The organism is Pandoraea cepalis (genome assembly GCF_902459665.1).
Lineage (GTDB): Bacteria > Pseudomonadota > Gammaproteobacteria > Burkholderiales > Burkholderiaceae > Pandoraea > Pandoraea cepalis.
Genome location: NZ_CABPSL010000006.1, coordinates 1 through 19,774, shown reverse-complemented (window position 1 = coordinate 19,774; position 19,774 = coordinate 1). Strand labels below are relative to the sequence as shown.

18 protein-coding genes are annotated in these 19,774 nt (G+C 63.5%); 15 read left to right on the top strand and 3 right to left on the bottom strand.

Features of this window, described 5'->3' with window-relative positions; translation table 11 throughout:
• The first annotated feature begins 47 nt into the window (after positions 1-47).
• From PCE31106_RS09760 to cysM, 12 genes are all read left to right on the top strand, one after another.
• Positions 48-1,943, top strand: a complete 1,896-nt coding sequence (locus PCE31106_RS09760) for a sensor histidine kinase (RefSeq protein ID WP_174975080.1) — start codon at positions 48-50, stop codon at positions 1,941-1,943.
• Positions 1,940-3,280, top strand: a complete 1,341-nt coding sequence (locus PCE31106_RS09755; RefSeq protein ID WP_150563138.1) for a sigma-54-dependent transcriptional regulator — start codon at positions 1,940-1,942, stop codon at positions 3,278-3,280. The genes PCE31106_RS09760 and PCE31106_RS09755 overlap by 4 nt, the downstream gene beginning before the upstream one ends.
• A 506-nt stretch (positions 3,281-3,786) precedes the next feature.
• Positions 3,787-4,482 (top strand): (d)CMP kinase, encoded by a 696-nt coding sequence (gene cmk / locus PCE31106_RS09750; protein ID WP_017232089.1) that lies wholly within the window; start codon positions 3,787-3,789, stop codon positions 4,480-4,482.
• A 114-nt stretch (positions 4,483-4,596) separates the two neighbouring features.
• Positions 4,597-6,300: a 30S ribosomal protein S1 gene (gene rpsA / locus PCE31106_RS09745; RefSeq protein WP_017232088.1), complete on the top strand. Its 1,704-nt coding sequence runs from the start codon at positions 4,597-4,599 to the stop codon at positions 6,298-6,300.
• Positions 6,301-6,312: 12 nt separating this feature from the next.
• Positions 6,313-6,606, top strand: coding sequence for an integration host factor subunit beta (locus tag PCE31106_RS09740; RefSeq protein ID WP_017232087.1), 294 nt, complete (start codon positions 6,313-6,315; stop codon positions 6,604-6,606).
• Positions 6,607-6,846: 240 nt separating this feature from the next.
• A complete protein-coding gene (locus PCE31106_RS09735) occupies positions 6,847-7,140 on the top strand; it encodes a LapA family protein (RefSeq protein ID WP_017232086.1) in 294 nt (97 codons plus the stop codon).
• Positions 7,141-7,204: 64 nt separating this feature from the next.
• Positions 7,205-8,380, top strand: a complete 1,176-nt coding sequence (gene lapB / locus PCE31106_RS09730; RefSeq protein WP_150563137.1) for a lipopolysaccharide assembly protein LapB — start codon at positions 7,205-7,207, stop codon at positions 8,378-8,380.
• A 21-nt stretch (positions 8,381-8,401) separates the two neighbouring features.
• Positions 8,402-9,775, top strand: coding sequence for a UDP-glucose dehydrogenase family protein (locus tag PCE31106_RS09725; RefSeq protein WP_150563136.1), 1,374 nt, complete (start codon positions 8,402-8,404; stop codon positions 9,773-9,775).
• Positions 9,776-9,792: 17 nt separating this feature from the next.
• Complete coding sequence (rfaE1, locus tag PCE31106_RS09720; RefSeq protein WP_150563135.1) at positions 9,793-10,782, top strand: D-glycero-beta-D-manno-heptose-7-phosphate kinase; 990 nt, start codon at positions 9,793-9,795, stop codon at positions 10,780-10,782.
• The gene (gene rfaD, locus PCE31106_RS09715; protein WP_150563134.1) at positions 10,779-11,783 is read left to right on the top strand and encodes an ADP-glyceromanno-heptose 6-epimerase; all 1,005 of its coding nucleotides are present in this window, start codon (positions 10,779-10,781) and stop codon (positions 11,781-11,783) included. Before rfaE1 ends, rfaD begins: the two co-directional genes overlap by 4 nt.
• 175 nt (positions 11,784-11,958) lie before the next feature.
• The gene (locus PCE31106_RS09710; protein WP_150563133.1) at positions 11,959-12,666 is read left to right on the top strand and encodes a ComEA family DNA-binding protein; all 708 of its coding nucleotides are present in this window, start codon (positions 11,959-11,961) and stop codon (positions 12,664-12,666) included.
• Between the two features lie 118 nt (positions 12,667-12,784).
• Positions 12,785-13,687, top strand: a complete 903-nt coding sequence (cysM, locus tag PCE31106_RS09705) for a cysteine synthase CysM (RefSeq protein WP_130025203.1) — start codon at positions 12,785-12,787, stop codon at positions 13,685-13,687.
• Positions 13,688-13,793: 106 nt separating this feature from the next.
• On the opposite strand, the gene mltB is transcribed toward cysM, so the two are convergent.
• On the bottom strand, positions 13,794-15,023 hold the full coding sequence (gene mltB / locus PCE31106_RS09700) for a lytic murein transglycosylase B (protein WP_254440969.1): 1,230 nt from the start codon (positions 15,021-15,023) through the stop codon (positions 13,794-13,796).
• Between the two features lie 430 nt (positions 15,024-15,453).
• Between mltB and PCE31106_RS09695 the strand changes: the two genes are divergently transcribed.
• A complete protein-coding gene (locus PCE31106_RS09695) occupies positions 15,454-16,377 on the top strand; it encodes a histone deacetylase family protein (protein ID WP_017232007.1) in 924 nt (307 codons plus the stop codon).
• 60 nt (positions 16,378-16,437) lie between these two features.
• Positions 16,438-17,271: an enoyl-CoA hydratase gene (locus tag PCE31106_RS09690; protein ID WP_150563132.1), complete on the top strand. Its 834-nt coding sequence runs from the start codon at positions 16,438-16,440 to the stop codon at positions 17,269-17,271.
• Between the two features lie 78 nt (positions 17,272-17,349).
• On the opposite strand, the gene PCE31106_RS09685 is transcribed toward PCE31106_RS09690, so the two are convergent.
• Together PCE31106_RS09685 and PCE31106_RS09680 are read right to left on the bottom strand one after the other, a co-directional pair.
• The gene (locus PCE31106_RS09685; RefSeq protein ID WP_150563131.1) at positions 17,350-18,132 is read right to left on the bottom strand and encodes a ferredoxin--NADP reductase; all 783 of its coding nucleotides are present in this window, start codon (positions 18,130-18,132) and stop codon (positions 17,350-17,352) included.
• Positions 18,133-18,254: 122 nt separating this feature from the next.
• Entirely contained in the window at positions 18,255-19,160 is a 906-nt protein-coding gene (locus tag PCE31106_RS09680) for an alpha/beta hydrolase (protein ID WP_150563130.1), read from the bottom strand.
• Positions 19,161-19,529: 369 nt separating this feature from the next.
• On the opposite strand from PCE31106_RS09680, the gene PCE31106_RS09675 reads away from it, so the two are divergent.
• The coding region (locus PCE31106_RS09675; protein WP_437343805.1) for an electron transfer flavoprotein subunit beta/FixA family protein at positions 19,530-19,774 on the top strand (245 nt) is incomplete at its 3' end.

The window sequence follows — 19,774 nt, the reverse complement described above, 5'->3', positions numbered from 1 at the left end:
ATGGACGTTCGCGGGCCTGCGGGGCGCGGGCTTGCGGGGAGGCGGTCGTGAAGTTCGTCAGCGCAACGTCGCGTCGCACGCGTGTTCTGCTCGCGCTCGTGGTCGCGTTCGCCTTGCTGACGGTGGTGGCCGCATGGGTGGCCTATCGTTACGCGGAGCAGGTGGAGATCCGCACGCTGCGAGACACCGCCGCGCACCGGCTCGACGGCTACGAGAATGCGCTGACCAGCGAGGTTCGACACTACAGTTATCTGCCGTCGCTCGCGAGCCTGAATGCCGACGTACTCTCGATGCTGCGCCATCCGACCGATCGCGATCTGGTCGCGCGGGTCAATGCTTATCTGCAGACCGTCAATGCAGACGCCGGCTCCAGCGCGTTCTACGTGATGGACAAGCAAGGCAACACACTCGCGGCGAGCAACTGGAACCAGCCGAAGACGTTCGTCGGGTCGAACTTTTCGTTCCGCCCGTACTTTATCGGCGCCATGCGTGACGGCCATGGCCGTTTCTACGGGTTGGGCACCGTGAGCAATGAGGCGGGCTATTTTCTGGCCGAACGGATCTATGACGACGCGCATCGCGTGCTTGGCGTCGTGACGCTCAAGGTCAATCTCGACCGGATCGAATCGGTCTGGCGACAGGGCGCCGAGCCCGTGCTCGCCGTCGATTCGCATGGCGTGATCATGCTGTCGTCGGTGCCGGGGCTCAAATACAGGACACTACGTCCGCTGTCGGCGGCCGCGCGCGCCGAGATCGTGAGTACGCACCAGTACGATGCGCCGGGGGCACTCATGCCCGCTGGCTTCACCATCGAGCGCACACTCGCACCCAATGCGTGGATCGAGTCGGTGGCGCGCGACAATCCGCTGGCCGCCAGCCTGCCGACCCCTCAGCCGTTTCCAACCGAGTTCCTGGTCGTTACCCGTCCCGTATCGGGCACCGACTGGCACATTGTCGTGCTGTCGAATCTCGCGCCTGCGCGAGCGGTGGCGCGTGCATTGGCCCGATCCGCCGCGCTCGGGCTCGCATTCGTCGTCGTACTGGCGCTCACGGTGTGGCAGCGACGGCGCATTGTCGCGCAACGGCTGGCACTGCGCGAGGCGCTGCAGCAACTGAACGAGGAGCTCGAGCGCAAGGTCGCGCGGCGCACTGCGGCGCTGAGCCGCGCAAATCGCAATCTGGAGCACGAGGTCGCGATGCACAGGGAAACCGAAGCGCAGCTCAAGGCGGCATTCGAGGAGCTAGTGCAGGCGGGCAAGATGGCGGCGCTCGGGCAGATGGCGGCGGGCGTCACCCACGAGCTCAATCAGCCGCTCGCGGCGCTACGTACGCTGTCGGACAACGCGCTGACATTCCTCGAACGGGGGCGGCCGAGTCACGCCGAGGCCAATCTTCGGATGATCGGCGAGTTGATAGAGCGAATGGGGCGGATCACGTCGCAACTGAAGCGCTTCGCCCGCAAGGCGCCGACGCAGCTCCAGCCTGTCGTTGCCGCCGAGGCGATCAATAACGCGTTGTTCCTCGTTGGACAGCGGCTGCGAAAGGAGCGGGTCGAGCTCATGTTCGACGCGCAATTGGCCGATGCCCGCGTGCTCGCCGATGCCAATCGGCTCGAGCAAGTGCTCGTGAACCTGTTCACGAACGCGCTCGACGCGATGGCCATCACCCCGGTGCGACGCCTTGAGGTGACGGTCGAGGCGGATGGCAATACGACCGTGATCCGGGTGCGCGATACCGGCATGGGGCTTTCCGAGGCTGTGCGCGCGCGGCTCTTCGAGCCGTTCTTCACGACGAAGGAGCAGGGCACGGGGCTGGGCCTCGGGTTGGCGATCTCCGAGGGCATCGTGCGTGAGTTCAGCGGTTCGCTGAAAGCCTCCGGCCGGCCGGAGGGCGGCGCCGAGTTCAGTATTTATCTACGTACGTACAGGGAGGGCAACCCGTGATCCCAGACAGCTTGCGCGTGCTGCTCGTGGAGGATGACGCGGCAGTGAGGCTCGGTACTGTCCAGGCGTTGCAGCTAGCGGACATCGAGGTCGACGCGTTTGGAAGCGCCGAGGAGGCGCTTGAGCACATCGACGGCGATTTTCCGGGTATTGTCGTCAGCGATGTGCGTCTGCCCGGCATGACGGGGCTCGAACTGCTCGAACGCGTGAAGGCAATGAGCGCGTCGATGCCGGTCATTCTCGTGACCGGGCACGGCGACATCGCGATGGCGGTACAGGCCATGCGCCTCGGCGCTTACGACTTCGTTGAAAAGCCGTTCGCGTCGGAGCGGATCGTCGAGCTTGCGCGACGTGCGCTCGAGCACCGACGGCTTACGCTCGAATTGACGGCCGTGCGCAGGCAGCTCGAGAGTCGTGATCGTATCGATGCGAGGATCCTCGGGAATTCGCGACCCGTGGAGCATTTGCGCAAGCTGATCCTCGAACTGGCCAATACCGATGCGAACGTGCTGGTATTCGGCGAGACGGGCACCGGCAAGGAGCTTGTTGCGCGCTGCCTGCACGACTTCGGCCCGCGCCGCGACAAACCCTTTGCCGCGCTGAACTGCGCGGGCCTTCCCGAATCGTTATTCGAAAGCGAAGTGTTCGGCCATGAGGCTGGCTCGTTTACGGGGGCGTTGAAACGTCGCATCGGCAAGCTGGAATATGCGCAGTCCGGCACGCTCTTTCTCGACGAGATCGAGACGATGCAGATGGCGCTTCAGGTCAAGTTCCTGCGTGTGCTTCAGGAGCGCCAGTTCGAGCGGATTGGCTCGAACGAACTGCTGCCGATGAATTGCCGGATCATTGCCGCGACGAAGGCGGATCTGCTCGAGCTCGCCCGCCAGCAGCGGTTTCGCGACGATCTCTACTATCGGCTCGGGGTGATCGTGCTCGAGATCCCCTCGCTACGGGAGCGTCGGGAAGACATTCCGCTGCTGTTCGAGCACTTTGTGCTGCGTGCGGCGGCGGCGTACGGTCGTCCGGTGCCGGAGATCGGCGCCGAGCGTCTGAATCGGCTGATGGCGCGCCCGTGGCCCGGAAACGTGCGCGAACTGTGCAACGTCGCCGAGCGCTTTACGCTCGGACTCGGGACCGGAGATCCGGACGACGGCCCGCAGGGGACGCCGCGCACGCTCGACGAGCAGATGAACCTGTTCGAGCGGCGTTTCATCGAAGAGGCGTTGCGCGCGTCCGGCGGACGCGCATCGCTCGCTTGCGAAAAGCTGGGCATTCCCCGAAAGACCTTGTACGACAAGATGCGGCGCCTCGGCATCGCGTCCGATGATTTCAAGTGAAATCAGGGCAAGGGAAGCGATCGGATCCATCGGCCGGTCGCGCCCCCTGCCGCCGCGAGACCGCGATTCCGGCGGCGCGTCAGTCGTGCGCGAGGCACGACGGCTATACTGGTCAGGTCAGCGTTGCTTGAGTTCGCTGCCGGTCGCCGAATCGATGGTCGCGATCCCCCATTGCCACCCTAACCCCGGGCAGTTCGAAGGCGGGACAACGTGCGGTAGCGAATTCGCATAGCGCCTCTCGTGGCCGCCGCGGCCCGGTGGTCGGGATCTATCTCACCCGTGCCCTTGAGCGCGCCCGGGCGCCCGATTCATCGGTGCGAGCCACGCCGCATGTCGCCCTGCCGTGCGTAGAGACCCCCATTCGGACTGGCTAAGGGATAATCGCGATCTTGCGCGGCGGCCGAGTTTTCGGGACGCGCCAATGGTGCCTGCGCAAAAATGGTAATCATGACTATTTGCGCACGAGATTTCATTTTTTGATGTTTTGAACACACAGAGACGAAGGGATGCCTGATTTCACGATGGTGGACGACTCGATTCCGGTCATTACGGTGGATGGCCCAACGGCATCCGGCAAAGGGACGGTGGCACACCGTGTGGCCGATGCATTGGGCTTTCACTATCTCGACAGTGGGGCGCTGTACCGGCTGACGGCGCTGGCGAGCGCCCGGCACGGGATCGATCCGGACGACGTCGGGGCGCTGACGGTGCTCGCCGAGACGCTCGATGTGCGGTTCAAGGAGCAGCGCATCTGGCTGGCCGGGGAGGACGTCACCGACGCGATACGCGCCGAGGCGATCGGCAACCGGGCATCGAGCATCGCCGTGCACAAGGCGGTCCGTCACGCGCTCGTGTCGCTTCAGCGGGCCTTCAAGACCGCGCCAGGCCTCGTTGCGGACGGTCGCGACATGGGCACGGTGATCTTCCCGGAGGCCGATCTGAAGGTGTTTTTGACGGCCACACCGCAGGCGCGCGCCGAGAGGCGTTATAAGCAATTGATAGAAAAAGGATTTTCTGCTAACATAGACAGTCTGATGCTGGATCTTGAGGCGCGCGATGCGCGGGATCGTACCCGTGCCGAAGCGCCCCTACGGCCAGCAGAGGGTGCGCGGGTACTCGACACGTCGGGGCTCAACGTCGATCAGGCGGTGGCCCAGGTGCTCGAATGGTTCGCGCAGGTGCAGTATCCGCAAGGCGCCTGACAGGGTGTTTCATGCAGTCACCCGTCGTGGCTTTGTCAACCTTTAACCCAACCGTTGTGCGTGATCGTCAACCCCCCCTTCGGGTGACGGACGTCAGCGGCGTAATCCACATTTATGTCCGACCTGCAAACCTCGACTAACGAATCATTCGCGGCACTCTTCGAAGAGTCGCTCTCCCGTCAAGACATGCGTGCTGGTGAAGTCATCAGCGCAGAAGTCGTTCGGGTTGACCACAACTTTGTGGTCGTCAACGCCGGGCTCAAGTCCGAAGCGTACATCCCTATCGAAGAATTCCTGAATGATCAGGGCGAGGTCGAAGTTCAGGCCGGCGATTTTGTTTCCGTGGCGATCGACGCCCTGGAAAACGGCTACGGCGACACCGTGCTGTCGCGCGACAAGGCCAAGCGTCTGGCCTCGTGGCTGCAACTGGAAAAGGCCCTCGAATCGGGCGAGCTCGTGACCGGCACGATTACCGGCAAGGTCAAGGGCGGCCTGACCGTCATGGTCAACGGCATCCGCGCATTCCTGCCGGGCTCGCTGGTGGACACGCGTCCGGTCAAGGACACGACCCCGTACGAAGGCAAGACCCTCGAATTCCGTGTGATCAAGCTCGATCGCAAGCGCAACAACGTTGTGCTCTCGCGTCGTGCCGTGATCGAAGCCACCCAGGGTGAAGAGCGCGCCAAGCTGCTCGAGACGCTCAAGGAAGGCGCGATCGTCAAGGGCGTGGTCAAGAACATCACCGACTACGGCGCATTCGTCGACCTCGGCGGTATCGACGGCCTGCTGCACATCACCGACATCGCCTGGCGTCGTGTGCGTCACCCGAGCGAAGTGCTGTCGGTTGGCCAGGAAGTCACCGCCAAGATCCTCAAGTTCGATCAAGAGAAGGGCCGTGTCTCGCTGGGCGTCAAGCAACTCGGCGACGATCCGTGGGAAGGCATTGCTCGCCGCTACCCGCAAGGCACCCGCCTGTTCGGCAAGGTCACCAACATTACCGACTACGGCGCATTCGTCGAAGTGGAATCGGGCATCGAAGGCCTGGTTCACGTGTCGGAAATGGACTGGACCAACAAGAACGTTGCACCGACCAAGGTTGTCCAGCTGGGCGACGAAGTCGAAGTCATGGTGCTCGAGATCGACGAAGACCGTCGTCGTATCAGCCTGGGCATGAAGCAGTGCAAGGCGAACCCGTGGGACGACTTCTCGCGCAACTTCAAGAAGGGCGACAAGATCAAGGGCGGCATCAAGTCGATCACCGACTTCGGCGTGTTCATTGGTCTGCCGGGCGGCATCGATGGCCTGGTTCACCTGTCGGACCTGTCGTGGAGCGAAACCGGCGAAGACGCCGTGCGCAAGTACAAGAAGGGCGACGAAGTCGAAGCCGTGGTTCTGGGCATCGACGTCGAGAAGGAACGCATCTCGTTGGGCATCAAGCAGCTCGAAGGCGATCCGTTCAACTCGTTCGTGGCCATTCACGACAAGGGCTCGATCGTTGACGGTACCATCAAGGCCGTCGACCCGAAGGGTGCCGTCGTGTCGCTGGGTGAAGACGTCGAAGGTTACCTGCGCGCTTCGGAAATTTCGCACGACCGTGTGGAAGATGCCCGCAACGTGCTCAAGGAAGGTGAAGCCGTCAATGCAATGATCGTCAACATCGATCGCAAATCGCGCAACATCAACCTGTCGATCAAGGCGAAGGATTCGGCTGAACAGCAAGAAGCGATCAGCAAGATGTCGTCGGATAGCTCGGCAGCGAGCGGCACCACGAATCTGGGTGCCCTGCTCAAAGCCAAGCTGGACAGCCAGAATCAGTAAGGTCCAAGGCCTATGACCAAGTCTGAATTGGTCAACCAGTTGGCGGCGCGGTTTCCCCAGTTGGTGCTCAAGGATGCCGATTTCGCGGTGAAGACCATTCTCGATGCGATGGCAGACGCGCTTGCGCGCGGTCATCGAATCGAGATCCGCGGTTTCGGTAGCTTCGGGCTCAACCGTCGGCCACCGCGTGTCGGCCGCAATCCGAAGTCGGGTGAGAAAGTGATGGTGCCGGAGAAATTCGTGCCGCACTTCAAGCCCGGCAAGGAGTTGCGAGAGCGGGTTGATCACAAGGCGTCGGACCAATAAGGCCCTTTGGGATCTACTACGCGAGAAAAGCGCCTTCGGGCGCTTTTTTTGCATTTGGCGGCAAGACGTGCGGGCCATTGGCGCCAATGTGAAGCTTGCTGCAGTAACGGCGCCTGACGGAGCACATCCGGTACAATACGGCCACGTGCCGGCCCGGGTGCGTCGGCGGCATCGACGCCGTGGCCCGGGGCCGCTCAAGTCGCAAAACATACGGCAACCCTGCCGCAGGAGCCTTTCGGCATGAAGCTGATTGTTTGGATCGTTCGTCTCATCGTGTTTGTGGTGTTGCTGTGTCTCGCGCTCGCCAACACGGGCGAAGTCACGTTGAACCTTTTCCTGGGGCATACGTGGACGGCACCGCTCATCATGATCGGCCTGGCGTTTTTCGTGGTCGGTGGCGTCATCGGCGTGCTCGCGACATTGCCGAGCCTGATGCGTCAGCGCCTGGAGCTACGCCGCACGCGGCGCGATCTGGCCCGTGCGCAACGCGACCCCGAGGCGGGGGATCAACCGCCGATGCTACCGCCGGTCTAATTCGGGCGACACGGCGCGCGACGCGCGCCCTCTTCATCGACTGTTTCAACGACAACACGCATTCATGGAATTCGAGGTCTGGTGGCTATTGGCCATCCCCGTGATTTTTGGCTGCGGCTGGGTGGCCGCACGCCTGGATCTGCGCAGCTTGCTCTCCGAGAGCCGTAATCTGCCGGCGTCCTACTTTCGCGGTCTGAACTTCCTGCTCAACGAGCAGCCCGACAAGGCGATCGATGCCTTCATCGAAGTCGCCAAGCTTGATCCCGAGACCACCGAGCTGCACTTCGCGCTGGGTAGTCTGTTCCGTCGTCGCGGCGAGACGGAGCGCGCCATTCGTGTGCACCAGAACCTGCTCTCGCGCCATGACCTGCCGTCAGCCGATCATGAGCACGCGCTCTACGAGCTTGGCCACGATTTTCTCAAGGCGGGGTTGCTGGACCGTGCCGAAGAGGCGTTCGGCCGATTGCACACCGGGGCTTACGCCAAGGCAGCGCAACATGCAAAGCTCACGATCTATCAGATCGAGAAGGAATGGCACAAGGCGCTGACCGAGGCCGAGGCGCTGAGTGACCTCGACCCTGCCGTGTCGTACCGCAAGGAGATCGCGCAGTTCCACTGCGAGCTGGCGCAGGAAGCGCTGCAACGCAAGGACGCCGACGCCGTTACGCAAGCGCTGGACGCTGCGCTCGCGGTCAATCCCGCCAACGTGCGTGCGCCGCTGCTGCGCGGCGACATGCTGCTCGCTGCGGGCGACGCCGAAGGCGCGTTGCGCGTGCTTCGCACCATCGAGCAGCAGAATCCGGTGTACCTCGGCCTGGCGGCCAAGCGCCTGATGCGGGCGTACGAGGCATTGGGTCGGGCGAAAGAAGGGCTCGCCGTGCTGAGCGATGCGCTGCGCAAGAATCCGTCGGACGATCTGCTGGAGATCGTCTATGAGCAGTCGATTGCCCTCGAAGGCCCGGAAGCGGCGCTCAAGCTCATGCGCGAACAGATGCACCGCGCGCCGAGCGCGCCCGGCATGGTGCGCCTGCTCGAAGCCCATGCCGCCACGGCGCACGGCGACACGCAGTCGGACCTGCAGCTCATGGGCAAGCTCATCACGCAGCGTACCAAGTCGTTGCCCCGGTATGTCTGCGACCAGTGCGGCTTCCGCGCGCGATTGTTTTATTGGCAATGCCCCGGCTGTAACGGCTGGGAGACCTATACGCCGCGACGTGTCGACGTGCCGGCGGCCTCCTAATTACTCTTAGTTCGCGCAATCATGAAAGTCACTATCATCGGCTCCGGATACGTCGGCCTCGTCACTGGGGCGTGCCTGGCGGACGTCGGCAACGACGTGTTCTGCCTCGACGTCGATCCGCGCAAGATCGAAATCCTGAACAACGGCGGCGTGCCGATTCACGAACCCGGCCTGCAGGAAGTCATCGCGCGCAATCGCGCCGCTGGCCGCCTTCAATTTTCGACCGATGTCGAGGCCTCGGTCGCCCATGGCGACGTTCAGTTCATCGCGGTGGGCACGCCCCCGGACGAAGATGGCTCGGCCGACCTTCAATATGTCGTGGCCGCGGCACGCAACATCGGCCGCTACGCCAAGAGCTTCAAGGTCATCGTCGATAAATCGACAGTGCCGGTCGGTACGGCCGACAAGGTGCGCGCCGCGGTGGCCGACGAACTCGGCAAGCGTGGCGAAAACGTGTCGTTCTCCGTCGTTTCGAACCCCGAATTCCTGAAGGAAGGCGCGGCCGTTGACGATTTCATGCGCCCGGATCGTATCGTGATCGGTGTGGACGACGACGCCGACGGCCAACAGGCGCGCGCGATGATGAAGCGCCTGTATTCGCCGTTCAACCGCAACCACGAGCGCACCCTGTACATGGACGTGCGCTCGGCGGAATTTACCAAGTACGCGGCAAACGCCATGCTCGCCACGCGTATCTCGTTCATGAACGAGATGGCCAATCTGGCTGATCGCGTCGGCGTGGATATCGAAGACGTGCGCAAGGGCATTGGCTCGGACCCGCGTATCGGCTACCACTTCCTGTACTCCGGCTGCGGCTACGGTGGCTCGTGCTTCCCGAAGGACGTCCAGGCGCTCGTGCGCACCGCCGAGGACTATGGCCTGCCGTTGCGAATTCTCAACGCAGTGGAAGCCGTCAATGAAACGCAAAAGGCCGTGCTGATCGACAAGATTGTCAACCGCCTCGGCGACGATCTGTCGGACAAGACGTTCGCGTTGTGGGGGCTGGCGTTCAAGCCGAATACCGACGACATGCGCGAAGCCCCGAGCCGCCGCGTCATCGCCGAGCTGGTGCGTCGTGGCGCCCGGGTGCGCGCTTACGATCCGGTGGCGCTCGACGAAGCGCGCCGCGTGGTCGCGCTCGACTTCGCAGACGATGCCGAGGCGCACGCCCGCATCGAATTCTGTGCGACGCAGAACGACACGCTGACGGGCGCCGACGCGCTCGTCATCGTCACGGAATGGAAGGCGTTCCGCAGCCCGGACTTCGCGCGCGTGAAGGCGGCGCTTTCGCTGCCGCTGATTTTCGACGGCCGGAATCTGTATGAACCGGACGCCATGAAGGAGCTGGGCATCGAGTACCACGGCATCGGCCGTGGGTTGCACGAGTCGGCCTGAGTTACGAGGAACGACAGATGACATTGACGGCAACTTCACTCACGCGCACGGTGCAGGCACCCGGCGTGCCCACCGTGCCTCGCGCGGCGTTTGGCCGCGCGCGCGTGCTGATCGTCGGCGACGTGATGCTCGATCGCTACTGGTTCGGCGACGTCAATCGCATTTCCCCGGAAGCGCCGGTGCCGGTGGTGCACGTCAAGCGCAACGAAGAGCGGCTGGGCGGTGCGGCGAACGTGGCGCTCAACGCCGCGTCGCTGGGGGCGCAGGCGGGTCTGCTTTGCGTGCTGGGGGAAGACGAACCGGGCGAGCGTGTCGTCGACCTGCTCGACGAGAGCGGCGTGACGGCCTTTGTGACTCGCGACGCCGATCTGGCGACGACGATCAAGCTGCGCATCGTGTCGCGTCAGCAGCAATTGCTGCGTATCGATTTTGAGAATCAGCCGGCGCGGGAAGTGCTGCTGGCGGTGCTCGATCAGTATCGTCAACTGCTCGACAGCTTCGACGTCGTGCTGCTCTCGGATTACGCCAAGGGCGGATTGACGCATGTGCAGCCGATGATCGAAGCGGCGCGCGCCGCAGGCAAAATGGTACTTGTCGACCCGAAGGGCAGTGATTACGAGCGATATCGCGGCGCCAGCATCCTGACGCCGAACCGCTCTGAATTGCAGCAAGTCGTGGGCGAATGGCGCTCGGAAGATGACCTGACGGCCCGCGCGCAGACCCTGCGTGAGTCGCTTGATCTCGAGGCGCTGTTGCTCACGCGTTCGGAAGAAGGCATGACGCTCTTCACCGCGAGCGGCGCGCTGCACGTGCCGGCGCAGGCACGCGAAGTGTATGATGTTTCAGGCGCGGGCGACACTGTGATCGCAACGCTCGCCGCATCGCTTTCTGCGGGCCTGCCGCTCGCGCAGGCCGTTGTGCTCGCCAATCGCGCGGGCAGTATTGTCGTCGGCAAGCTGGGTACGGCGACTGTGGACTACACCGAACTCTTTTCCGAACTGACATGACCATCATCGTGACCGGTGCCGCGGGCTTCATTGGCGCCAACCTCGTCAAAGCCCTCAACGAGCGCGGCGAAACCGACATCGTGGCAGTCGACAACCTCACGCGCGCCGACAAGTTCCGCAACCTGGTCGACTGTGAGATCAGCGATTACCTCGACAAGACCGACTTCGTCGCGCGCTTCCAGCGTCGTGAATTCGGCCGTGTGCGCGCGATTTTCCACGAAGGCGCCTGCTCCGACACCATGGAGACCGACGGCCGCTACATGATGGAGAACAACTTCCGTTATACGCGTGCGTTGTTCGAAGCGTGCCAGGCGCAGACCGTGCCGTTCCTCTACGCCTCGTCTGCGGCGACGTACGGTGCGTCGGAAACGTTTGTGGAAACGCGGGAATTCGAGAAACCGCTCAACGTCTACGGTTACTCGAAGTTTCTATTCGACCAGATCGTGCGTCGGGCGATGCGCGAGGCCGGCGGCAAGCTTCCGAGTCAGGTGGCCGGTTTTCGCTACTTCAACGTCTATGGCGCGCGTGAGGCGCACAAGGGGCGTATGGCCTCGGTCGCGTTCCACAACTTCAACGAATTCCGCGCCAATGGTCGGGTGAAGCTCTTCGGTGAATACAACGGCTACGCTGCCGGTACGCAAAGCCGCGACTTTGTGTCGGTGGAAGACGTGGTGAAGGTGAACCTGCACTTTTTCGACCATCCTGAGCGAAGCGGCATCTTCAACCTCGGCACGGGCCGTGCCCAGCCGTTCAACGATATCGCCGTTGCCGTGATCAACACGCTTCGCGCCGAAGCGGGTGAGTCGGCGCTGTCGCTCGACGAACTGGTCAAGCAGGGACTCGTGGAGTACATCCCGTTCCCCGACGCGCTGCGCGGCAAGTACCAATGCTTTACGCAGGCGAACATTGATCATCTTCGCCAATCGGGTGGTTATCAGCAGCCTTTCTACACGGTGGGTGAGGGCGTCTCGCGGTACGTGCGCTGGTTGCTCGCGCAGTAAATGGCGAATCACGGCGCAAGACGGACGGGGAGCCTACTGGCTCCCCGTGTTGTTTGATGTTGTGGGCGTGCGATGTCATCCGTAGCCGTTCCTGGACGTTAAGCCATAATCGGGGTGTCGAGGATGTCCACGATATCCTCGATATCGGCCCGAGTGACTTCATAAGGAACAGATCATGCTTCGCAAGTTCTTGCTGGCGGTTGTTGCCTTTTTCACCCTGTGCGGCCTGGCCATGGCTGCTGTCGACATCAATACCGCCGATCAGGCGCAGCTCGAATCGCTCAAGGGCATTGGGCCGGTCAAATCCAAAGCCATCATCGACGAGCGTAACGCCCACGGTCCTTACAAGGATGCGGCGGACGTTGCCAAACGCGTCAAGGGGCTGGGCGCCAAGTCCGTGACCACGCTTCAGTCCGAAGGCATGACGATCAACGGGCAGGGTGGGGCTGCGGCGCCTGCGGCACCGGCCAAACCGATGCCGCCTGCCGCGCAAACGCCTGTGGCACCTGCGACGACCGCCAAGCCCATGACGCCGGCGGCGCCTGTCCCATCGACGACGACGCAAAAGACGCCTGTGCCGACGCCTGCCGCCGGTTCGACGATGAAGCCTGCGGCGCCAAGTGCGGCGACTATGTCGGCCAAGCCTTCGACGCCGGCTCCGGTGGCGGCATCGGCCGCAGGCGCATCGGACGCGAAGGCGACCCGGTCGAAGAAGTCGAAGGATGCCAAGGCGGCCAAGGCGGCCAAGGCGGCCAAGGCGGGCGCGGCCCCTGCCGCGGCATCGGCGCCGGCGGCCGCGCCCGCGCCCGCCGCAGCCCCGGCAAAGCCCTCCAAATCAAAGAAGGCCAAGGCTCCGTCGGCGGCTAGCGCACCGAAGCTCTGACGCCCCGACGGGCGGCCGGGCATCGCCATTGCGATGTCTGGCCGAAATCCCTCCCCTGAGCGCGGACATGGCCGGTGGATTAGAATGTTCCGATTCCCGACCGAAACAGCTTAGCGCAATGGCCTACAAGACTATCGAAGACACCATCGGCAATACGCCGCTGGTACAACTGATGCGTTTGCCCGACGACGAAATCCGTCGCCGCAACAACGTGATTCTCGGCAAGCTCGAGGGCAACAACCCGGCGGGGTCGGTGAAAGACCGTCCGGCGCTGTCGATGATCAAGCACGCCGAATTGCGCGGTCGCATCAAGCCCGGCGATACGCTGATTGAAGCCACGTCCGGCAATACCGGCATTGCGCTGGCGATGGCTGCGGCCGTTCGCGGCTACAAGATGGTCCTCGTCATGCCGGAAGATCTCTCCATCGAGCGCCGTCAGAGCATGGGTGCGTATGGCGCCGAGATCATCCTGACGCCAGTCAAGGGGGGCATGGAATACGCCCGCGATCTCGCCGAGCAGATGCAGCGCGACGGACGCGGCATCATCCTCGACCAGTTCGCCAACCCGGACAACCCGCTTGCGCACTACGAGAGTACCGGTCCGGAGATCTGGCGCGATACTGAAGGGCGCGTCACGCACTTCGTTTCCGCGATGGGTACGACGGGCACGATCATGGGCGTATCGCAGTATCTGAAAGAGCAGAGCGACGCGGTGCAGATCATCGGCGCCGAGCCGGCCGAAGGCTCGCGCATCCCGGGCATTCGAAAGTGGCCGGAAGCCTACCTGCCGAAGATCTTCGATCGGGCACGTGTGGATCGCACCATCTCCGTGACGCAGGCGGAAGCGGAAATCATGGCGCGCCGTCTTGCGGCGGAAGAGGGGATTTTCTGCGGCATCTCGGCTGCGGGCGCCTGCCAGATTGCGTTGAATCTGGCGCATGAAGTCGAGAACGCCACTATCGTGTTCGTGGTGTGCGATCGCGGCGATCGTTATTTGTCGACCGGGGTGTTCCCGGCGTAATGCGCTGCGGTGCCGGTCACGCGCACGTGACGGGATGTCTCGCACCATGCAAAACGGGACCCAGTGGGTCCCGTTTTGCGTGGCGAGTGCAGCTCGGCATCCTGTCTTACGGAGCGCGCGCTGCCTTGATTGCGTCGGCAAGATCGTACACCGACATCGCGTAGAAGAAGCTGCGGTTGTAACGCGTGAGCACGTAGAAGTTCGTCAGACCCATGCGGTATTCGGTGGCTTGTCCCGGCGTAGGCAGATCGACGATGAGCACCGGCGTGTCGAGCGATGCCCCGACATCGAGCCGCGGCTCGTTCATCAGCATGCCTGCCTTGATGAAGTCGCCGAGCTTCCAATGCGGCTCAGGTTGCCCGTCTGCCCCGGCTTCGGCCAACCCCTGACTGCCGCGATCCCCGGCGATATTCCAGACGATCGGTTGTTTCGCCTGCCAGCCGTGCTGCTTGAGGAAATTGGCGACGCTGCCGATGGCGTCGGCCACATCGTTCGTGAGGTTGATCTTGCCGTCGCCGGTGTAATCGACGGCGTAGTTGCGGATCGATGACGGCATGAACTGCGGAATGCCGATGGCGCCCGCGTACGAACCGTAGATGCCGAACGGATCGACCCCGCGCTCGCGCGCGTAGAGCAACAGGTTTTCCAGCTCGTTGCGAAACAGCGCCATGCGCTCCGACCGGTTGCGGGCGGGCGGATAGTCGAACGCCAGCGTGGTGAGCGCATCGATGGTGCGGAAGTTGCCCATGTTGCGCCCGTAAATGGTCTCGACGCCGATGATCGCGACGATGATCTCCTCGGGCACCCCATATTGTTTCGCCGCGCGCGCGAGTGCCGCCGCGTTCTGGTTCCAGAAACGCACGCCGCCGTTGATGCGCGTGTTATCGAGAAAATTCCGCTCGTACCGTGTCCAGTTCTTCTGGCCGGGCGTGGCGGGCGGTGCCGCCAGACGCGCCGCCGTCTGCGAGAACACCACGCGCGAGAAGACATTTTGCAGCTCGGCGCGATCGAATCCGTCGCGCGCCACGAGGTCGTTGATGAACGCGTCGACCTCGGGGTTCGCCGCATAGCGTTGCGGTACGACCTCTTCCTCGAATTCCGCTTTTGCGATCGGCTTGGCGCGTGTTTGCGCGTGCACGCCGGCAGACGTCAGCGCGAACGTGCCGACGCAAAGCGCCACGCCGAACGCCTGCGCGAGCCGCAACAGTGGCGAGAGGGAGGGGGTGTCGGCACGTTTGCGCAGGGCAGCCGCGCGAGGGCGGTCAGTGTCCGGTCGATGGGGCGGGCGCGTGTGCGCCGGCGAGAGCGAATCGTACATCCGTACCGGTGATGTCATGCTGTCTGTCAGGCCTGTATGAAGTCCGAAGGCAACGCAGCCACCTTGGCCGCCGTCGCGTTAGTCGCGTTGACGCGTTCGTCAGGGCGTGCGTCAGTGATCCGATACGCGCCGATAACGAGAGCATCAACCATTCATGCCGGTTCCCGCCGTCCCGAAATTCAGGTGAACGGCCCTTGCCGGCTGACACGGGTCTGCTGGGAGACTGCTTGGCAGTATAACCGAGTGCACCTGTGATACCTTAAGGCCTGAGCACTGTCCGTGACAGGACTCATGGGGGATGCCGGCCATCGGCAAGCGAGCGCCAGTGTAGTGCGGCATCGCATGCCACGCGCTCCGCCCGGCCGCTACCGGACGCGAGGCGCACGGCACGGCGGGCGTCCCCCACCCGTCCCACCATAACGATTCGAAGCGATAGGCGACACACCGAATGGCTACCGGGTTTTATACGCACCCCGATTGCATCCGTCACGAAATGGGCGAGTGGCATCCGGAATGTCCCGAACGGCTGCGTGCCATCGAGGACCAATTGATCGCAGGACGCATCGACGGCCTGCTCGAGCGCCGTGAAGCCCCAGCCGCCGACGAGGCCAGCCTGCGGCTCGTGCACACGCAGGATCACATCGACTTCATTCGCGACAACATCCCCGAGTCCGGCTATTTCCCGATCGATCCCGACACGTTGCTCAACCCGTATTCGTGGCGTGCGGCCACGCGTGCGGCCGGTGCGGCGATTGCGGCGACCGATGCCGTGCTGCGCGGCGAGCTCGACAACGCGTTTTGCAGCGTTCGCCCGCCGGGCCATCACGCCACGCCTACGCGCGCCATGGGTTTTTGTCTGTTCAATAACGTGGCGATCGCTGCGGCGCACGCGCTCGAAGTGCACGGACTCTCGCGGGTGGCGATCGTCGACTTCGACGTGCATCACGGCAACGGCACGGAAGCCGCGTTCGGCAACGATGAACGCGTGCTGATGTGCGGCATTTTTCAGCACCCTTTCTACCCGTTTTCGGGCGCGGTCGATCCGGCACCGAACATGCTCAACATTCCGATCGCCGCGCGTACCTCGGGCATGCAGGTCCGTGAGGCGATCGACTACGGCTGGCTGGGTCAACTCGACGCGTTCCGTCCGGAGATGATCTTCTTCTCGGCGGGCTTCGACGCGCACCGCGAAGATGACCTCGGCAATCTCGGTCTGACCGAGGCGGACTTCGCGTGGATCACCGAACGCGTGAAAGCGGTGGCGGATCGTCATGCGAAGGGGCGCATTGTGAGCTGCCTGGAGGGCGGCTACAACCTTTCGGCGCTCGGACGCAGTGTCGTGGCGCATCTGAAAGTGCTCGCCGACGTTTGATAATTCGCGCTTGACGACTGTGCGATGCCGCGCGAGACGACGCGGTACGGGAGAGAGACCATGACCGCATCCGAAGCGACAACAGCGACGACAGCGACGCCTGAGCCGCTTGTTCTCGTCACGCGAGGTGAAGGCGAGCTGGCCGGTGTGGTCACGCTGACGCTGAATCGCCCGCGTCAATTCAACGCCCTCTCGATAGCGATGCTCGACGCGCTGCAACGTGCGCTCGACGACACGCAGCGCGATGCCAGCGCGCGCGTGGTTGTGCTGGCGGCCGCCGGTCCGGCGTTCTGTGCCGGACACGATCTCAAGGAAATGCGCGCCGAACCGTCGCTCGACAGCTACCGCGCGCTGTTCAATCAATGCACGCGTGTGATGCTGACGATGCAGCGCATGCCGCAGCCGGTCATTGCCCGCGTGCATGGCATTGCAACGGCGGCGGGATGTCAACTGGTTGCGATGTGCGATCTGGCGGTGGCGACGTCGGCGGCGCGCTTCGCTGTCTCCGGCATCAACGTCGGCCTTTTCTGCGCGACGCCGGGTGTGGCCCTCTCGCGCAATCTCTCGCGCAAGCAGGCGATGGAGATGCTGCTCACGGGCGATTTCATCGACGCGCAGACGGCCCGCGAGCGCGGTCTCGTCAATCGTGTGGTGGCAATGGAGCGGCTTGACGCGGAAGTGGCGGCGCTATGCCGTTCGATCCTGGCGAAGCCCGCCGCGGCGGTGGCAGCGGGCAAGGGGTTGTTCTACCGGCAGGTCGAGACCGGCATCGAGGCCGCTTATCAGATGGCCGGGCAGACGATGGCCTGCAACATGATGGACGAATGTGCGCTGGAAGGGGTGCAAGCGTTCATCGAGAAGCGCGCCCCCGACTGGGCGAAGCGGCCCGACTGACGGGGACGGCGGCCCGAAGCGCCCGATGCGTTTTGGGCGCCGAACGTGCTTATCGAATCGTTTCGCGATTCTCGCGCCTTACCACTGCTTTTCCAGCACGAGCGGCCCGGGCATCGCCGTACGGCTCACGGCGTATCCCTTGTCGGTGAACCAGGCGCGCAGCGCCTTGATCATGTCCGGATTGCCGCAAACCATGATGCGCGACGTGGCCGGGTCGAGCGTCGCCCCCATCGCCTTCTCCAGCTCGCCTGACGCCAGCAGCGACGTCACACGTCCGTTCAGCGCGCCTGGCGCTTGCTCGCGCGTCACGCACGCGGCGTAATTCAGTTTATCGACCAGCGACGGATCGACGTCGGGGTGCGAGAAATGCTTCAGCTCGTCGTAATAGGCGAGGTCGTGCGCCCATCGCACGCTGTGCACGACGAAGAGGCGTTTGAAGCGGTGCCATACCGCGGGGTCGCGCAGGATCGACACAAAGGGTGCCAGACCAGTACCGGTGGCGAGCAGCCAGAGGTCTTCGCCGCCGGTGAATCGGTCGAGCGTCAGGAAGCCATAGGCGGTGTGATCGACGAAGAGCGTGTCGCCGACCTTGAGTTGCGCCAGACGGGGCGTGAGTTTCCCCTCGGGAATCGTGATCAGGTAGAACTCCAATGTATCTTCATTGGGCGAGTTCACCAATGAATAGGGGCGCCAGATCATCTCGCCGCTTTCGCTGTCGTCGTCGGGAAGTCCGAGCCGCACGAACTGTCCCGCTGTAAATTGCAGGCCGGGCGGTCGCGTGGTCTTGATACTGAAGATCGTCGGCGTCCAGAAATGCATGCCGGTGACCGTTTGCGGCGAGTATTTCGTCTGCGCTTGCATGCCGGAGGCTCCTCGCAGTTCCACACGTCTTCAGTGTAGCGCGCAGCAGGGCAGCGCGTGACGAGACCCTGCTCGCGTGCGGGGTTCCGGGCGTGTGTCGGGTGCTTGGCCCACGCCAATGCTCAGACGCTGTCGTGTGCCCCGACGGTCGGTTGCGTCGGCTGCGCCACTGGCGTCTCGGGCAGGTGTTGCATCAGCCACTGTGTCAGTTCGTCGATGACCTTTTCGCGATCGAGATCGTTGAGCGTTTCGTGAAAGTGCCCGGGATAGAGGCGCAGTGTCTTGTCCTGCGAGCCCGCGTTGCCGTGGAATTGCTCGCTTGCCCATGGGGCGGTGAGTCGGTCGGCGGTGCCGTGGAAGACGTACAGCGGCAGACGTAGCGCGTCGGCGTTGGCGTGAATGCGCGCCATCGCGTCGAGCAGCTCGGCGGCGGTGCGCGCCGGCGTGCCGCGATAGGCGTTGAGTGGATCTTGCTTCGCGGCGGCCACCACGGCCTTGTCGCGCGCGATCATGGCAGGATCGATCTTGAAGACGGGCACCTTGGGCAGCCAGCGCGACACCCAGCGCCCGGCTTTCACCATCCATGGGGCGACGGGCTCACCGGGCGCGAGCGCCGGGCTGCTCAGCATCAGCGCGCGCACGTTCGCCGGTGCCCGAGTGATGGTGTACAAGGCTGCGATGGCGCCCCCCATGCTGTGGCCGAGCAGGAACAACGGTGCCGGACCGAACTGGGTGCGCACATGCGTGAGGAAGATTTCAGTGTCGTCGAGGTACTCGTCGAAATGCTTCACAAAGACGCGCGCGCCGCCCGAGCGGCCGTGCCCGCGAAGGTCGTAAGTGACGGTGGCGAGGCCTTGCGCGGCGAAGTGCTCCGCCAGGCGTGCGTAACGCCCGCCGTGCTCGCCCATCCCGTGGATGATGGCCACCACCGCGCGCAAGCGCGCGCCCCCGGTATCGGGCGTCCAGCAATGGACGTGCAGTGAAAGGCCGTCGCTCGCGTGCAGGCGCGATTCGGAATACGTAGTCATGTCTCCTCCTGACGCGTTGGCCGAGTGGCCGTCACGCGTGCGATGGCACAGCGATTATCGGGTGCGCCATTCGATCATAGGCGCCTGAGCGGCGGGGTGATTTCTCTAGAGGAAATGCACCACACGGGGACTGGCTGCCCGTCGAGATTTCCATAAAAGTAGCACGATCGTTCGGGGTTAATCGGTTGCGTGACAGCGCGTACCGGTCGCGTTATGGCGTCGCTGACTTGCGGATTGTGCATTTGCGGCAAATCAGACGGGCATCACGAATTAACGCCACAAAATGCATTGAATCGACAACAAATGCGTCATTCGCTGTGTGGTTATAATGACAGCGGATTGACGTTAACGTAACTTTGGAGCGAGTTCATGAAGATCCTGGTACCGGTCAAACGGGTAGTGGATTACAACGTAAAAGTTCGCGTGAAGAGCGACGGCAGTGGCGTCGACATCGCGAACGTGAAGATGTCGATGAATCCGTTCGACGAAATCGCGGTGGAGGAGGCGGTGCGCCTGAAGGAAGCGGGCGTGGCGACGGAAGTGATCGCGGTGTCGGCGGGCGTGGCGCAAGCGCAGGAGACGCTGCGCACGGCGCTGGCGATCGGCGCGGACCG

Coding starts and splice junctions, on each gene's coding strand:
- PCE31106_RS09690 (WP_150563132.1), top strand. CDS start 16,438: ATGACCGCATCCGAAGCGACAACAGCGACGACAGCGACGCCTGAGCCG.
- PCE31106_RS09695 (WP_017232007.1), top strand. CDS start 15,454: ATGGCTACCGGGTTTTATACGCACCCCGATTGCATCCGTCACGAAATG.
- cysM (WP_130025203.1), top strand. CDS start 12,785: ATGGCCTACAAGACTATCGAAGACACCATCGGCAATACGCCGCTGGTA.
- PCE31106_RS09680 (WP_150563130.1), bottom strand. CDS start 19,160: ATGACTACGTATTCCGAATCGCGCCTGCACGCGAGCGACGGCCTTTCA.
- rpsA (WP_017232088.1), top strand. CDS start 4,597: ATGTCCGACCTGCAAACCTCGACTAACGAATCATTCGCGGCACTCTTC.
- PCE31106_RS09710 (WP_150563133.1), top strand. CDS start 11,959: ATGCTTCGCAAGTTCTTGCTGGCGGTTGTTGCCTTTTTCACCCTGTGC.
- cmk (WP_017232089.1), top strand. CDS start 3,787: ATGCCTGATTTCACGATGGTGGACGACTCGATTCCGGTCATTACGGTG.
- rfaD (WP_150563134.1), top strand. CDS start 10,779: ATGACCATCATCGTGACCGGTGCCGCGGGCTTCATTGGCGCCAACCTC.
- lapB (WP_150563137.1), top strand. CDS start 7,205: ATGGAATTCGAGGTCTGGTGGCTATTGGCCATCCCCGTGATTTTTGGC.
- PCE31106_RS09740 (WP_017232087.1), top strand. CDS start 6,313: ATGACCAAGTCTGAATTGGTCAACCAGTTGGCGGCGCGGTTTCCCCAG.
- mltB (WP_254440969.1), bottom strand. CDS start 15,023: ATGACATCACCGGTACGGATGTACGATTCGCTCTCGCCGGCGCACACG.
- PCE31106_RS09735 (WP_017232086.1), top strand. CDS start 6,847: ATGAAGCTGATTGTTTGGATCGTTCGTCTCATCGTGTTTGTGGTGTTG.
- PCE31106_RS09725 (WP_150563136.1), top strand. CDS start 8,402: ATGAAAGTCACTATCATCGGCTCCGGATACGTCGGCCTCGTCACTGGG.
- rfaE1 (WP_150563135.1), top strand. CDS start 9,793: ATGACATTGACGGCAACTTCACTCACGCGCACGGTGCAGGCACCCGGC.
- PCE31106_RS09685 (WP_150563131.1), bottom strand. CDS start 18,132: ATGCAAGCGCAGACGAAATACTCGCCGCAAACGGTCACCGGCATGCAT.